Raw genomic sequence first — 15,048 nt, 5'->3', positions numbered from 1 at the left:
TACCAGCGAAATGCAAAATTAGAATGAGAAAGACTCGCGGATTTCCCGGTAGGGATCTGTAAAAGGGGATAAGTGATGAATACGCACGATTTTTTAGCTGGTTACACCAAACGCTATGTGGATAACAAAGAAGAGGAATTCACACTCGACGAATATCTTGAGATATGCAGCCAGGATCCCTCTGCCTATGCGAACCCGGCAGAGCGTCTGTTAATGGCTATCGGGGAACCCGAAGTGATTGACACCCGCCATGATCCGGTACTGTCACGCATATTCTCTAACAAAATTATTCACCAGTATCCTGTGTTCAAAGAATTTTTTGGCATGGAAGACTCAATTGAGCTTATCGTTGGATTTTTAAAGCATGCCGCTCAAGGTCTGGAAGAAACCAAACAGGTACTGTATCTACTGGGTCCTGTAGGGGGCGGTAAGTCCTCACTGGCTGAAAAACTGAAAGATTTAATGCAGAAGGTGCCGATATACGCCATCAAAGGTTCGCCAGTGTATGAGTCACCACTTTCCTTATTTGATCCCCAGGAAGATGCGGAACTGCTCTATGAGAAATTTGGCATTCCTTCACGTTATCTGCGCTATGTGATGTCTCCCTGGGCTGTCAAACGCCTCCATGAGTTCAATGGCGACATCAGCAAATTCAAAGTTATTAAGGTCAAGCCATCGCGTCTAAAGCAGATTGCGGTCGCCAAAACCGAGCCGGGTGATGAAAATAATCAGGATATTTCTTCTCTGGTCGGTAAGGTCGATATTCGTAAGCTCGAAGAGTTTTCTCAGGATGACCCGGATGCTTACAGTTTCTCTGGCGGTCTGTGCCGAGCTCACCGTGGTTTGCTCGAGTTTGTGGAAATGTTCAAAGCACCCATTAAAGTGCTGCACCCCTTGCTGACAGCTACTCAGGAAGGTAACTATAATGCGACTGAAGGCCTTTCCGCGATTCCTTTTGAAGGTATAATTCTCGCTCACTCCAATGAATCAGAGTGGCAGACCTTCCGTAACAACAAAAACAATGAAGCCTTCATCGACCGGATTAACATTGTCAAAGTACCTTATTGCTTGAGGGTCTCCGAGGAAAAACGCATTTACCAGAAACTGCTTGATCATAGTTCTTTAACCGATGCGCCTTGCGCACCAGGAACCCTGGATATGCTGGCCCAATTTTCCGTACTGACTCGCCTGAAGGAGCCGCAAAACTCCAGCATCTACTCCAAAATGCGCGTGTATAATGGTGAAAGTCTCAAAGATACCGATCCGAAAGCCAAGTCCTATCAGGAATATCGGGATTTTGCCGGAGTTGATGAGGGTATGAGTGGTATTTCAACCCGGTTTGCATTCAAGATCCTGTCCAAAGTATTTAATTTTGATCACAGCGAAGTGGCAGCCAACCCGGTTCACCTCTTGTACATTCTGGAGAGACAAATTGAGCAGGAGCAATTTCCCCAGGAGCAGCATGAGAAGTATCTGACTTTTATCAAAGAGCATTTAACCCCGAAATATGTTGAGTTTATTGGCAAGGAAATTCAAACGGCCTATCTTGAATCCTATTCAGAATACGGACAAAACATCTTCGATCGTTATATCACCTACGCTGATTTCTGGATCCAGGATCAGGATTATCGTGATCCTGATACGGGTGAAATCTTTGATCGCAGTTCTTTAAATATGGAACTGGAGAAAATTGAGAAGCCAGCAGGCATTTCCAATCCCAAAGATTTCCGTAACGAAGTCGTTAATTTCGTATTAAGAGCCAGAGCGAATAATCATGGAAAAAATCCAATCTGGAACAGCTATGAGAAACTGAAAACAGTAATCGAAAAGAAAATGTTCACCAATACGGAAGATTTACTCCCGGTTATTTCCTTCAATGCCAAGGCATCGGAAGATGACAAGAAGAAGCATGAAGAGTTTATCGCGCGTATGGTTGATAAAGGATACACCCGAAAACAGGTTCGCTTGCTGTGCGAATGGTATTTAAGAGTGAGGAAGTCGCAATAATAGAAAATCCCCTCTCCAAAGTTGGGAGAGGGCTGGGGTCACTGCCATTAAGTTAAGGAAATTTGTCTTTCCCGCGAAGGCGGGAATCCATTCCTCAATTGGCATTATAGCGAGCTCAGAGATGGATCCCCGCCTTCGCGGGGAGGACAGTTTATATACAACTGAGCTTAACTAATGGCAGTGAGGGCTAGGGTGAGGGTTGTTTTTAAATCCCTCTCTCTAACTCTCTCCCTGAGGGAGAGAGGATTTTTGCTTAGCTAATGCTTGGAAACTGGTATTTTGAATAGGATGAGCGTATGTCGCAATTAATTGATCGACGACAGAATGCCGGCAAAAAGAGCACAGTCAATCGCCAGCGCTTTCTGAGACGTTATAAAAACCAAATAAAACGTGCCGTTTCTGATGCTGTAGGAAAACGCAGCATCACCGAGATTGATCAGGGCGAAATGATAAGCATCCCGGCAAAAGATATTTCTGAGCCGCAATTTCACCGTGGCAGAGGCGGGCGAGTTGAACGAGTCTTGCCTGGCAATGATCAGTTTATTGCCGGTGATCGAATTCGAAGACCCGATGGCGGCGGCAGCGGTGGCAGCGGGAGTCAGGCCAGTAACAGCGGTGAAGGCGAAGATGAGTTTGTATTTCAGTTATCTCGTGAAGAGTTCCTGGATCTCTATTTTGAAGATCTGGAGCTTCCTGATTTAATTAAAAAAGAACTGGCGCAGTTAACAACCTATAAAACTATTCGAGCCGGTGTAACCAGCAGCGGTATTCCGACCAATATCAATGTTGTCCGCTCAATGCGGCAGGCTACCGGGCGGCGTATGGCCCTGGGCGGCTCTTATAAAAAACGTCTGCGGCAGGCGGAAGAAGAGATGGAGCACCTGCAGGCAAATCCTGATGCCGAAAAGTTTCAGATATTAGAATTGCAGCATGAAATTGAATTTCTTAAGAAAAAACTGAAAGCGGTTCCATTTATCGATACCATTGATTTGCGCTATAACAATCGGGTAAAGGTTCCGGCCCCTTCAACGCAGGCGGTTATGTTTTGTGTAATGGACGTTTCCGGATCAATGGATGAAGCAAAAAAAGATATTGCCAAACGATTCTTCATTCTACTGTATCTGTTTCTGACCAAGAATTATGAAAAAATTGAACTGGTGTTTATACGCCATCATACTTCCGCCAAGGAAGTCAATGAAGAGGAGTTCTTTTACTCGCGAGAGACGGGAGGCACAGTAGTCTCCAGTGCACTGGAGTTACTCAGTACTATTATTGAGGCGCGTTATCCGGTCTCTGCCTGGAATATTTATGTGGCCCAGGCCTCTGACGGTGATAACTGGAATGCCGATTCACCATACTGTCAGGAATTGTTGCAGGAAAAAATTATGCCGCTACTGCAATATTTCGCCTATATTGAAATTATGCCGCGTCATCATCAGAGTCTCTGGGAGGTTTATCAGAAAGTGCATGAGCTATATCCTAATTTCGCTATGGAAAATATCGATAATGTAGCTGATATTTATCCAGTATTTCGTGAACTGTTTAAAAGGAAGACCGCATGAAAAAAGAGCCGCTGTCAAAAGGGGCCGAGTGGACCTTCGACTTAATCCAGAGCTATGATCGCGAAATAGGCCGGCTGGCCAAAGATTTCAAACTGGAAACTTATCCCAACCAGATTGAGGTCATTACCGCCGAGCAAATGATGGATGCCTACGCTTCGGTGGGCATGCCGATTGGTTATCACCACTGGTCGTTTGGAAAACATTTTGTCGGGGTTGAAAAAAGTTACAAGCGGGGTCAGATGGGATTGGCCTATGAGCTAGTTATCAATTCCAATCCCTGTATTGCTTATCTGATGGAAGAAAATACAATGGCGATGCAGGCGCTGGTTATCGCCCATGCCTGCTATGGCCATAATTCCTTTTTTAAAAGCAATTACCTTTTCAAAATGTGGACTTCCGCCGACGCGATTATTGATTATCTGGTATTTGCCCGTAATTATATCAGTGAATGCGAAGAGCGTTATGGAATTGATGAGGTCGAATCGATTCTTGATGCCTGCCATTCATTAATGAATTATGGTGTTGACCGTTACAAGCATCCCGCTATCCTCTCGGTACAGGAAGAAAAAATTCGTCAGCAGAATCGCGAAGTATACTTGCAATCACAGGTCAATGAATTATGGCGAACCATCCCGCAAAGCAAGCGGGTAGACAGTAATGGTCAAAAGAAACGCTTCCCAGAAGATCCACAGGAAAATATTCTTTATTTTATTGAGAAAAATGCGCCCCTTTTGAAGTCCTGGCAGCGGGAAATTGTTCGGATTGTACGAAAAATAGCTCAGTATTTTTATCCGCAGGGACAAACCAAGGTAATGAATGAAGGTTGGGCCTGTTTTTGGCATTACACCCTGATTAATGCACTTTATGATGAAAACCTGGTCACTGATGAGTTTATGCTGGAAATTTTGCAAAGCCATACCAATGTGATTATGCAGCCCTCCTTTAACAGCCCTTATTTTAGCGGTATTAACCCCTATACTCTGGGTTATAACATGATGCAGGACATCAAACGGATTTGTGAGAATCCTACCGCGGAAGACAAGCAATGGTTTCCATATCTCGCAAATACCGATTGGCTAAGCAGTCTCGATACCGCCATGCGTAACTATAAGGATGAAAGTTTTATTGCCCAATACCTTTCACCGCAGCTAATTCGGGATCTCAAACTGTTTCATATCGTGGACGATGACCGCCAGCCTGATTTAATGGTTGGGGCAATCCATGATGAGCAGGGTTATCAGTTAATTCGTGAAGCTTTGTCCCGCCAGTATAATCTCGGTTTTCTGGAGCCTGATATTCAGGTCTACTCTGTGGATGTCGAAGGGAATCGAAGCCTTACATTGCGCTATATTCAGCAAAACCGCTCGCCCTTGGGGGATAATACCCAGGAAGTATTGAAGCATCTGTACACGCTTTGGAAATTTCCAGTTCTTTTGCAAACTGTGGATGCTCAGGGAGAAGTTATCGCAGAATATCATTGTCCGCCTGTAAATAAAGGAAATAAACCTCCTCATTGATAGTTCAAAACAGTTCCTTTGCGAAAAAATAAACTGGCAATGCGTTATTTAAAAATAGGTATTGTCAGTAGGAGGGTGGGCTCATTTTGATCGATCAAAAAAAGGCTCTTCTGTACATTAATCGAATTTCATGTTTAAATGTTGATCTTTTGCAGGGCTTTAACCTGCAGATGATATCGTTGTATGTCGTTTCATCTGTACGCAAATAAAACAGGAAACTATTATGCAATTCATTTTATATTTAGGTTTAATGCTGCTTACAGTGGCTTATGTTTATCGAAGAATAGTCCAGTCTACCTTAACTTTCCCTCATCCTGTCTCTTACTTAAAATTAACGGCCACACTGTTTAGTGAAAAATTACAATCCACTGAAAAGCCTGAATTAAGTAAAGAAAAAATACAGGAAACCTTTATGCAATTCGTGGTTGATGTAGGTAAAAAATCATTACAGCCCAATCATAAAGGCATCAGTCTTTTTCTTTTACCCAATCTCTCTCGGGTGTATGTCATTGCAAAACCTGCTCTGATTCACCAGATTTACAACACTAAAGCCTTGCAGGGCAAATTTGGCCAGACCCCTTTGTTTAACCGCCTTGATCATATTCTAGGCCCGCATAATCTGATGTCTTCAAAAAATGGTACACCTGGTCATGATAATCTGCGAGGAGCTATCTTGCGGCGTAATGAAGACCTGCTTCATCGGAAAAATAAGGAAAATCGCTATGAGCTGGAGACTTTGATAGAAGAGTTTTTTGAATTGCAAAGTGCGGATGTGAATCCACATAAAAAAACACTCGGCCAGGTTATGGATACGCTGTCCAGGCGTGTGCTGCTGTATAATTATTTTAGTAAAAAAAGTATTGAGGTATTTGAAAAACTCTATCATCCCAGTTTAACTCAGGAACTGATGGGCTGTTTGTTTGATATTGAGCCCATATCCGATGCCGAGAAAATGCAATTATGGAGCCTGCGAGAAAAGATTTTTAATTTTGGCTGCTTACTTCTGCAGCATGAGGACCTGAAACGAGAACTCTGCGCGACGGATAGCTGGCTTAATCGTTTAATGACCGCGCATGTTCTGGATAAGAAAGCTTTGGAGAAGGACCTGCTAAGCCAAGGGATTGATCCGAAACGCCCTTTAGCAGGGGGTGATTGCTCAAACTTAATCGAATTTGCAAAATGCCATGGGGATACTTGTGCGTTATCCTCCGCGGTCATTGATGCGCTTAATGAAAGTCTGTTTATCCCGCTGCTGGGTTTTGATGCGACTGCGACCCTGCTAATCACAACGCTTAGAATTATGCTGCAGGATCCAAGGATTTTAAAAATGGTCCGCCAGGAATTAGCCACCGCTGATTTTGACCACTCCAGACTTTCCACCTGGGGAGGCGAGGAAAAACTGTCTTATACCGAGGCAGTCATATTGGAGGCATTGCGCATACTTCCTCCTGCTCCAGCGATCCCTGAAGTGGTACAAGAGCCTTTCGAGCTTAAGCAGGATGGTCAGTCAATCACGTTTCCACGCGGTGCTCTTTTGTTAATGCCGCTTGAAGCAATCCATCAGGATAGCAGCAATTTTCCCGATATTTATTTGTCCGCAGAAGGGGAGGCATCATTGGGGAAAAAACTAGTAACCGCCAAAGATATTTTTCCTGAGCGCTGGCTGCCAGTAGACTCTCAGGGAAATCACTACAATGCCTGCTTGTTCGCTGATACACCACAAGCTATCCATCCTGCTCAGAAGGAGAAAGAGGGCAGCTTTCTATCATTTAAAACAGGCCGACGGCGTTGCCCGGGACTTCGACTTGCTCTTGGTGAGGCGCTTTCGGTGGTCAAGATGTTGACTAAATATGATTTTGAAATCGAGGGTGAAGACGCGCTGAATTTTCCCTTTGTCTATAAAACTCCGTTACAAAGGCAGGGGGGAAAGGGACATTTGACGATAAGGAAACACCAGGAATCCAAAAAAGCGCATGAAAATACCTCTGTTCAAAAGCCTTCTCCAAGCATAGAGCATTTCAATAATGTCTCTGATAAATACATTAATCTTCCGGAGGAAGATTTATCACAGCATTTCATTAAGGGCTAGGAGGAGCGTCCCTGGCCTTCTTTCTATTTTTTCATGGCTAGAATATTTTTTGTATTTAAGCGTTTATCATGAGTTTCTTAAATCTATGCATGCTTATCGAAATGTCAAATAGTTCCTGTCAGTCCGTGGGATTAGAGAATTGCACAGAATCTTGTTGATGAAACAGATTCTATGGTCTCGGTGGTATCAGGAACTGTTGGTATTTCAAGAAGATCAAGAACCTCACTGTCACTACTCGCCGAGCCACTCGCACTTCTCATGCTTGATAAAATGCAGGAATAAGAGGAAGCTTCCGGAACGAGCGCTTGAATGCTCGCATTGTACTGAGCATTCTGAATATCATTATGTAAAGCGGGTTTCATTTATCTGACTCAAGTTAAATTTTTGCTCATATTATATATGGTAAAAAACGCCATGCATCTAGGTTCTGTGAACCAATTTTAATTGTGGCTGCAAATGCGGCTAACTGGTGCCAATATGCCTTTGAATTCGTTAAATAGGACTCGCTATTCGCCTCATTCAAAAACATATTGGCACTCAATTATCCGCATTTTCGCTCACAATAAAATTGGTTCACAGAACCTAGTGATTATGGTTATATTTGTAAGTCATTACCAATGACAGCCTGTGATTAAGATTGTCTATTGTGATCTGAATGAAGTCAGTGTCCCACCGCATCAATCGCGCCCCGCTTAGAATCAGGTGTGATTGATGCGGCGAAGTGAGGAGGTTTTAATTAATCACTTGCCAGTTCGATGGCAAAAGCCAAGCCTAATTTGGCAAAATTAACCATATGTTCAGGAGTCAGACGATCCATTGTATCGCCAGAGGTATGAATTTTCTGGTTATGGTGTTCAAAATCAGTCTCGCAGGGGAATGCTGCAGGAACCCCAGCTGCTGTCCATGAAGCATGATCGCTACAGCCATAACCACATTCTGATTCAGCCACAGGAACACCAATATAAGTCTTGATTAACTCAGACAGATAATCCGTTAACATATCATTGGTGTAATCGCGGAAAACCCACATGGTAGGATCATTGCGATCATTACGGAAACCGGTCATATCAAATTGAACTGCGGCAAGCACAGGAATATGTTCCTGCTCAAAATGCTCGACTACATACTGAGAACCGACCAGACCGCGCTCTTCCGCAGCATACCAGATGATATAGATTGGACGGTTAAACTCCTGATGTGAGTTCAGTAACACCCTTGCAATTTCCATGACGCTTGACGATCCGCTGCCGTCATCCCCGGCTCCGGGCATACGGCCATCAAGAGTGTCCATATGCGCGCCAATCACTATTCCGGGAGATCGGCTGTCTTTATTTATTACCGTAACCAGAGAGGGCTGCTTATACCACACGCCCGTTTTGACAAAATAGGCATCCACATCGGTACGTCCTGCTTCTTTTGCCATTTGTAGAAACTCTGACTTAAGCCATTTAGCGGCCTGAACTCCGGTATTTTTGGTAGCGGAACGATTCTCATAATCAGTCAGGTGCTTAAGAGTTTTTAAAATATTCTCGGATTTAACTTGCTCGAGCGCTTCAATAACCGCCGAACGATGCTTGAGTTTAAACTCGTTCTTTAAGAGCGTGTTCTGCTTTAAGGCAGGTTTTGTCAGCAGGTGATGAGCAGCATCTGCTTTTTGATTGCCAGTTTTGTTACTTAACTGTCCGCTCACATTAACAAATCGACCACAATTCAATTGGTCAGCCAGCAAGCTGATACTTTGAAGCTCGTCAGAAGGCAGATTGATAATCTTAAACTCGTTGTTCTCCGCAAGGACTTCAAATTGCGAAGGCATTTTAGCTGCAAGACATTGCGGGACCTGTATTTGTTCCATATGAGCCTGGCTTTGTGCTGCCAGAGGATTGGTTATCAGCATTAACCCAGTGGAAAGAAAAGTCATCCATTGATTCAAACGCATCATTACTCCTTAATTGATAAATGGCTTAATTCGTCATAAAACATGTCTGCTGCAAGCGCTGATAGGAGGGTACTCAACAGGCTGTTTGAGAAAATGTTTTACGATGCCTACAGATAGTACATGATGACTTCAAGATTGTAATCCTAAATTTTTCCTAAGAATTCATCCAGGCGGTCAAAATCGACTCTATGCTAGATTAATCAACAGCTTGCCTTATAAATCTCACCAATAAAAGTCGCTTATTAAGAACAATATGTGTCATAATTGCCCGTTTCCTTATTGATAATCATTTTCATTTGTTATAAAGTTGCAAATTCTTTTGGATGGTAAACACGGGCTAAAAATGAAATCAAAAAAAATACCCTATTATCTGCTTCTCCTTCTGTTAACTGTTGGAGCCAGCCTTATTCTCGGCTTCCTGAGTTTTGGCGGTATGTTTGTTCTTTGGCCCGTTCTCCCTCTGGCTTTCGGCGCCTTCTTTCTCTCTGTTGCTTACGAATACGAAATATACATGCAGAATATCACCGGCGCGCTCGGTAAGCTGGGTTTTAAACGTGATTATCTGGAACGCCATCTGGCCAAGGAGTTTTTGCTTAATAACTTTCCTAAAGAAGGAGAAGAGCTTGCAAACGGGCCGGAGTTTTTCAGAGATTATAAAAAAATGCTGGAGCGTCTTCATGCCTTTGGTGAGGATCCTTTAGACGAAGCAGGTCGTCTCAAAAAGAAAAAGATTGAGAAAAAACTCAGCGATATGGAAAAATGGTTTGCTGAACAACTCTTTGCCAAGAATGATGAGGAAGAGGACCTCACTCCCTATCAGCAGGAGCTTCGCCAATGGTTGAAGGCCAGAGGTCAGGATGAAGTGCAGGAGTTGTTTACAAGACGTCGTCTATACTACCGTCTAGCCGGTGCATTCAGTATTCTTGCGGGTCTTTTCATGGGGGCGGGAACCACTTACCTCCTGGTTGGAGAATTTGCTGCTATTCCTTTACTGGCGGCGATACCGTTTTCCGTGTTACCGGCCTTCATTCTTCCAATGGCTATCATTGCCGGGGCTGCATACGGCTTTCTAACCTATAATGCCATTACGGACATGATCAATAATGATACTTTGCGACAATGGTATTACAAGATTCGTGATAATTTAGTCAAAGAAGTCAATTGGCGAAGTATTTTCCTGGCAGCGACTTCCGTACTCCTGGTGGGGCTGGCCATTGCTTTAACGATTTGTACGGCTGGTACCTGGTGGACAGTGGTTAAGAACTCGCGTCCTTTGTTTGCCTGGATGGGTAAAATCCCCGTATTCGTAATGGGGATCATAAATCCCATTATCACAGGCCTTTCTGCAGTGTTTTTTAATCTGGAAAATACCAGCAATACCTTTGAAATTATCGAAGGCGCTCTGAAAAGTAAGAAATCCTGGTTTAGAGAATTGGTAAACGATATCAGGCAAGGTTGGGCTGAACTGCGTCAGAAGGAAAACTGGCTACAGATCATCAATCCATTCCGTCTGGTCATTAATATTTTATTGGCCCCTCTACGTCTGATTTTATTTTTAGGGCATTTGATTAGCATTGGCGTCACTTCCGATCGCGTGCCCGGGATTCCGGAAACTGTGTCTGCAGGTTTGGGAACCATAAGTGAACTGGGTGAGGACTGGCATTATTTCTTCCCCGGCAGCCATGAGCATAAGCATGATGATTTCAAATTAAAACATGCTTTAAAAGATCGTCTGAGTGCAAAAGGAGGGCATAGCCATGATAATGACGATGCGCCTACCCTCATATTGAAATTTGTACTTTCTCCTGTATTTTTGCTGGCAACGCTTTATGCCTGGGGAGCAAGCCAGTTTAATAACCCGAATGATCCAGCGAATCCCCGCGAGGTCTTAAGTTTCAAACAGGCCTGGTATCAGCAAACAGGGCGAAAAGCAGAAACCTCTATCGAATTGAAAGAGCCGGTTGAAGCTGTCTCTGAGGACTGGGAAATTGAGCATACCCTCTATAAAGTGGATAATTTCCAGAAAAAACATTTCAGTTCTGCCTTTAATTCCAAAATAGTCAAGGAAAAAACTGAGGGTCTGAACAGCTTCCAGAAGGAGCTGCGTCAACTGGCGAAACAAAAGACGGCTCTAAGCGAAGAGGATTCTCCAAAGCTGAATCTGAAGGCCAAAATTGAAGAAGAAGCCGAAAAGGCTCTCTACAATAAGCATCGTTTCTTTGAGAAAGGCGACGCTACGACCAAAACCTTCCTGCAGGAGTTGCCACAGTCGGTTTGTGCCGCTTGATCCTGCTTGCTTCCATCCTGCGAGAATGGTAGAAGGTAGTTTTAGAATTTAGAATCGAGGCAGTTATGTCAATTAAATCGGATCAGTGGATTACCAGAATGGCACTGGAACACGGGATGATTTCCCCGTTCCAGTCGGAACAAGTACGAGACACCGGCAACGGTCGTATTATTTCCTTTGGTGTGTCCAGTTATGGTTATGACGTGCGTTGTGCGGATGAGTTTAAAATTTTTACAAACATTAACTCAGCAATCGTTGATCCCAAATCATTTGACGCCAACAGCTTTGTTGATGTCAAATCGGATGTTTGCATTATCCCCCCCAATTCCTTTGCTTTAGCCAGGACTGTGGAATATTTCCGTATTCCACGCAATGTTCTGACGATTTGTCTTGGTAAATCGACTTATGCGCGCTGCGGCATTATCGTGAACGTCACACCGCTTGAGCCGGAATGGGAAGGGCATGTCACTCTGGAGTTTTCTAACACGACCCCTCTACCCGCTAAAATTTATGCTAATGAAGGGGTGGCGCAAATGATATTCCTCGAGTCTGATGAGGTCTGTTCTGTTTCCTATCGCGACCGTCACGGCAAGTATCAGGGGCAAACCGGGGTTACTTTGCCGCGAACCTGACGTTGTCCTGGTAAGCGAAGCTTACCCAGGTTCTCAAGCGGTTAATGCCCAATAGCCGTTCCCTGGGTGCGCTTTGCTTACCGAGGCTACGGCTGCATTAATCCCTATTCGTCGTCTTCCTCATCCTGCAACGGGATGGTTTCCCTGGAACTGTCTACCCGCTCACGTAGCTCTTTTCCTGGCTTAAAGTGGGGACTATATTTAGCCTCAGTGATAACTTTTTCACCTGTTTTAGGATTATGGGCATTTCTGGGTGGACGATAATGCAATGAAAAACTGCCAAAGCCACGAATTTCAATCCGTTGACCGCTAATAAGTGCTTCACTCATTAATTCCAGAATACGATTGATACCATCACTGACTTGCTTTTCGGGCAAGTGAGTCATTTTTGCAGCTAGGTTTGCTATGAGTTGCGATTTAATCATACCTACCTCGGTTGGCCGCGTTTCAGAAGGCTCTTGCCCAAAAGGCTTCAGCTAAGAGCTTAAAGTACTACTCTATTAATCAGTATAGACTCGCAAAAAAATTATTCAATCTTATCAATTAACTGTAACAAGATTTTATGAGTCTGCAAATAGTAAATAGCCTGAACTTTTTATTACTGTCTTTGCTGGATAAAAACATCGACTTCGCCCCAGTTCATTTGCACTCTGACAATGCGTATCAGAGTAAACAAAGAGGATTGCAGTGCTTTGCTGGTGCTGAGCACCAGGCTGCCGGCGGCAATGCCTTCCAGTACATGACTTAAGTGCTGCCAGCGCTCGCCAAAAAAGGCGGTGGCATTAATATAGACTATGTTTGCATCGGAAAAGTCAGCAGAAAAGATATCATTATTTTCAAAATGAATATGATGATAACTTTCTTCATAAGCAAGCATTGCTTTTAGTTTTTCCTGCTGCCGCAGGGCGCTGCAATGGAGATTTTCAAACAGCTCTATTCCCGCGCTTTTTTTAACTGGAAACACCATCGCACAGGCAAGTACTGTTTTGCCGGTTCCGCTGCCTAAATCATAGAAAATGGTAGCAGGCCCTGGCTTGCATAAAGACAGCAAGGCAATAAATGATTGAAACTCAATTTCTCCGTATACATATTCCGGCGAATCATTGTGAGCACGGGCCTCCTTGGAAAGATGAAATCCGCTAACCGATTGATATAATTGATTGAATACCTTTTCATGTGCATCAAGGTTTAGGCCATTACGCCATTGCTTCAGCCGCCATCCTTTGCGCCATTTTTTGATATGAATCATCAACAAAGGGATGGCCGCTATACCAAGAAAAGTCCACATATCAGCTCTTATTCATTGAGGCAGTATTCAGAATCTTGTTTTTTTCCTGATGGGACAGGTTAGGCCAGGCCTTTAGCAAGACTTTACCCGCCTCACGCTCGTTTCGGGCATGCTGATGCATTTCCCAAGGCATTTCATTGCTGATGTAAAGCCCGATAAACAAGCTGGTAATAAAGGTGACAATCAAGGCGAGGCTCACTGAACGCCATTGAAATGAGCGTAGAAGGCCTGTGCTTTTCTGAATGGCGCGAGTCGCTACTTTTTCAACCTGGACACAGCTCTCATTGGCAATCCGTTTGAAATAGTGTGCATCATAATCCGCCAATTGCTGATCAATTTTTGCGATAGCCTGCTGGGTGTGTTGTTCAATTAAATTAAGTTGTTTGTGAAAATTTTTATTAAATTCCCGCAGCTGGCTGGCAATTTCCACGAGCATTTGCTGACTGGCTTTTTCCAGCATAGCAAGATGTTTTTCTCCCTGTACTAACGTTTGCTCAGCACTGAGCCTGAAGCGCGCCAGACCGGCCTGGGTGAGGACTTCATGCAGGGATTCCAGTTCCTGATGCAGATTTTGTAATTTCTGCTCTATCTTCAGATGCTGATTATGCGCCTGTTCTTCAATATCTTGCCGCCAGGCAATCATTTTCGTCTCTGCCAGTTCAAAATAAGCAATAAATTCACCAGTATGCCGTAACAGCTCTTTCAGTTTAGCTATTTCCTGGTCTCGCATTAGTTCCATAGGCCCTCCTGGTTGTCAGAACTGGCACGCCTGTTAATATTAGAGTTCCGCTGCAATTTTTCATTGTAAAAGGTTCTTCATGTTAAAAAATTTTGCCCTCTTTAGCATTTTATTTATTCTGCTGGGAACGCTTTTTATCTTTTTTTATCAAAGAAAACTAATCTATTTTCCAGCAAAACTGATGCCAAGTCCTGCGAGTTTCCAAGCGAAGGATATGCAGGTAGTACCATTGCGGACAAGCGATGGACTGACATTGCAATCCTGGTACAAAGCGGCTAAATCCGGACAAGCCACCGTTCTTTTTCTGCATGGCAATGGTGGCCATATTGGGATGCGCATGCCGATGGCAAGGCAATTGATTAATCATGGATTTGGCGTCTTTCTTTTGGAGTACCGTGGCTACTCGGGTAATCCTGGCTTTCCTTCAGAGAAAGGTTTTTATCAGGATGCTGAAGCGGCAAGAGCGTTTTTAAGACAGCAGGGTGTAACCGATAAACATCTGGTGATTTACGGTGAATCGCTCGGCACTGGAGTGGCTACCTATTTGTCAGTAAATCATGGCGCATGTGCTGTAATTCTGCAAAGTCCATTTACTTCGTTAAGCGCTGTCGCCAGATACCATTATCCGCTGATACTGATTTCTCCCTGGGATAAGTATGATTCCCTTTCGCGTATTCAGGACGTCAAAAGCCCCCTGCTGATACTTCACGGAGACCAGGACATAATAGTGCCCTATGCTCAGGGGGTTGAGCTCTTTGATGCCGCCAATCAGCCCAAGGAATTTATTCGGGTTCAACACAGAGGGCATAATGATTTATGGGGGCAGGCCTTTTATCAGAAAGTCGTTCAGTTTATTCAGCAAAATTGCAGCCAATAGTCCGGTGTGCACACAAAAACTGTCTTTGGGAGCGTCAGCGAAGCAACTCCTGACTTTGTTCAATGTCAGGATTGCTTCACTTTGTTCGCAAAGACAACAGGCTTTTCTATACAA

General features: G+C 43.9%; 12 protein-coding genes. 7 read left to right on the top strand and 5 right to left on the bottom strand.

The window, feature by feature from the left end:
- The first annotated feature begins 75 nt into the window (after positions 1-75).
- The 4 genes from B1207_RS07860 to B1207_RS07845 all read left to right on the top strand — a co-directional run bounded on the left by B1207_RS07860 (position 76) and on the right by B1207_RS07845 (position 7,175).
- Positions 76-2,007 (top strand): PrkA family serine protein kinase, encoded by a 1,932-nt coding sequence (locus tag B1207_RS07860; protein ID WP_112219435.1) that lies wholly within the window; start codon positions 76-78, stop codon positions 2,005-2,007.
- Between the two features lie 296 nt (positions 2,008-2,303).
- Complete coding sequence (locus B1207_RS07855) at positions 2,304-3,569, top strand: YeaH/YhbH family protein (RefSeq protein WP_112219434.1); 1,266 nt, start codon at positions 2,304-2,306, stop codon at positions 3,567-3,569.
- Positions 3,566-5,086 (top strand): SpoVR family protein, encoded by a 1,521-nt coding sequence (locus tag B1207_RS07850; RefSeq protein WP_112219433.1) that lies wholly within the window; start codon positions 3,566-3,568, stop codon positions 5,084-5,086. Before B1207_RS07855 ends, B1207_RS07850 begins: the two co-directional genes overlap by 4 nt.
- A gap of 223 nt (positions 5,087-5,309) precedes the next feature.
- Entirely contained in the window at positions 5,310-7,175 is a 1,866-nt protein-coding gene (locus tag B1207_RS07845) for a cytochrome P450 (protein ID WP_112219432.1), read from the top strand.
- Positions 7,176-7,306: 131 nt separating this feature from the next.
- On the opposite strand, the gene B1207_RS07840 is transcribed toward B1207_RS07845, so the two are convergent.
- Together B1207_RS07840 and lapA are read right to left on the bottom strand one after the other, a co-directional pair.
- Complete coding sequence (locus tag B1207_RS07840) at positions 7,307-7,537, bottom strand: hypothetical protein (RefSeq protein ID WP_112219431.1); 231 nt, start codon at positions 7,535-7,537, stop codon at positions 7,307-7,309.
- Positions 7,538-7,911: 374 nt separating this feature from the next.
- Positions 7,912-9,111: an aminopeptidase LapA gene (gene lapA / locus B1207_RS07835; RefSeq protein WP_112219430.1), complete on the bottom strand. Its 1,200-nt coding sequence runs from the start codon at positions 9,109-9,111 to the stop codon at positions 7,912-7,914.
- 343 nt (positions 9,112-9,454) lie between these two features.
- Between lapA and B1207_RS07830 the strand changes: the two genes are divergently transcribed.
- Together B1207_RS07830 and dcd are read left to right on the top strand one after the other, a co-directional pair.
- Entirely contained in the window at positions 9,455-11,398 is a 1,944-nt protein-coding gene (locus tag B1207_RS07830; RefSeq protein WP_253255809.1) for a hypothetical protein, read from the top strand.
- Between the two features lie 65 nt (positions 11,399-11,463).
- The gene (gene dcd / locus B1207_RS07825) at positions 11,464-12,030 is read left to right on the top strand and encodes a dCTP deaminase (RefSeq protein ID WP_058507148.1); all 567 of its coding nucleotides are present in this window, start codon (positions 11,464-11,466) and stop codon (positions 12,028-12,030) included.
- Positions 12,031-12,134: 104 nt separating this feature from the next.
- On the opposite strand, the gene B1207_RS07820 is transcribed toward dcd, so the two are convergent.
- The 3 genes from B1207_RS07820 to B1207_RS07810 form a co-directional block, all read right to left on the bottom strand.
- Positions 12,135-12,506 carry an integration host factor subunit beta gene (locus B1207_RS07820; protein WP_367379936.1) on the bottom strand — a complete coding sequence of 124 codons (372 nt, stop codon included), beginning with the start codon at positions 12,504-12,506 and terminating at the stop codon, positions 12,135-12,137.
- Positions 12,507-12,628: 122 nt separating this feature from the next.
- Positions 12,629-13,318: a hypothetical protein gene (locus tag B1207_RS07815; protein WP_112219428.1), complete on the bottom strand. Its 690-nt coding sequence runs from the start codon at positions 13,316-13,318 to the stop codon at positions 12,629-12,631.
- Between the two features lies 1 nt (position 13,319).
- On the bottom strand, positions 13,320-14,057 hold the full coding sequence (locus B1207_RS07810) for a hypothetical protein (protein WP_112219427.1): 738 nt from the start codon (positions 14,055-14,057) through the stop codon (positions 13,320-13,322).
- A gap of 79 nt (positions 14,058-14,136) precedes the next feature.
- Here B1207_RS07810 and B1207_RS07805 point away from each other — a divergent pair, with 79 nt between their 5' ends.
- Positions 14,137-14,934, top strand: coding sequence for an alpha/beta hydrolase (locus tag B1207_RS07805; protein WP_112219426.1), 798 nt, complete (start codon positions 14,137-14,139; stop codon positions 14,932-14,934).
- Positions 14,935-15,048: the final 114 nt, after the last annotated feature.

The organism is Legionella quinlivanii, from assembly GCF_003265995.1.
Lineage (GTDB): Bacteria > Pseudomonadota > Gammaproteobacteria > Legionellales > Legionellaceae > Legionella_C > Legionella_C quinlivanii_A.
Note: the sequence above shows the minus strand (reverse complement) of the source record. Positions and strands in the feature narration are given on the sequence as shown.

Excerpts from the sequence above, each read along its gene's own strand:
- B1207_RS07860 (WP_112219435.1), top strand. The coding sequence starts at position 76 with ATGAATACGCACGATTTTTTAGCTGGTTACACCAAACGCTATGTGGAT.
- B1207_RS07855 (WP_112219434.1), top strand. The coding sequence starts at position 2,304 with ATGTCGCAATTAATTGATCGACGACAGAATGCCGGCAAAAAGAGCACA.
- B1207_RS07850 (WP_112219433.1), top strand. The coding sequence starts at position 3,566 with ATGAAAAAAGAGCCGCTGTCAAAAGGGGCCGAGTGGACCTTCGACTTA.
- B1207_RS07845 (WP_112219432.1), top strand. The coding sequence starts at position 5,310 with ATGCAATTCATTTTATATTTAGGTTTAATGCTGCTTACAGTGGCTTAT.
- B1207_RS07840 (WP_112219431.1), bottom strand. The coding sequence starts at position 7,537 with ATGAAACCCGCTTTACATAATGATATTCAGAATGCTCAGTACAATGCG.
- lapA (WP_112219430.1), bottom strand. The coding sequence starts at position 9,111 with ATGCGTTTGAATCAATGGATGACTTTTCTTTCCACTGGGTTAATGCTG.
- B1207_RS07830 (WP_253255809.1), top strand. The coding sequence starts at position 9,455 with ATGAAATCAAAAAAAATACCCTATTATCTGCTTCTCCTTCTGTTAACT.
- dcd (WP_058507148.1), top strand. The coding sequence starts at position 11,464 with ATGTCAATTAAATCGGATCAGTGGATTACCAGAATGGCACTGGAACAC.
- B1207_RS07815 (WP_112219428.1), bottom strand. The coding sequence starts at position 13,318 with ATGTGGACTTTTCTTGGTATAGCGGCCATCCCTTTGTTGATGATTCAT.
- B1207_RS07810 (WP_112219427.1), bottom strand. The coding sequence starts at position 14,057 with ATGGAACTAATGCGAGACCAGGAAATAGCTAAACTGAAAGAGCTGTTA.
- B1207_RS07805 (WP_112219426.1), top strand. The coding sequence starts at position 14,137 with ATGTTAAAAAATTTTGCCCTCTTTAGCATTTTATTTATTCTGCTGGGA.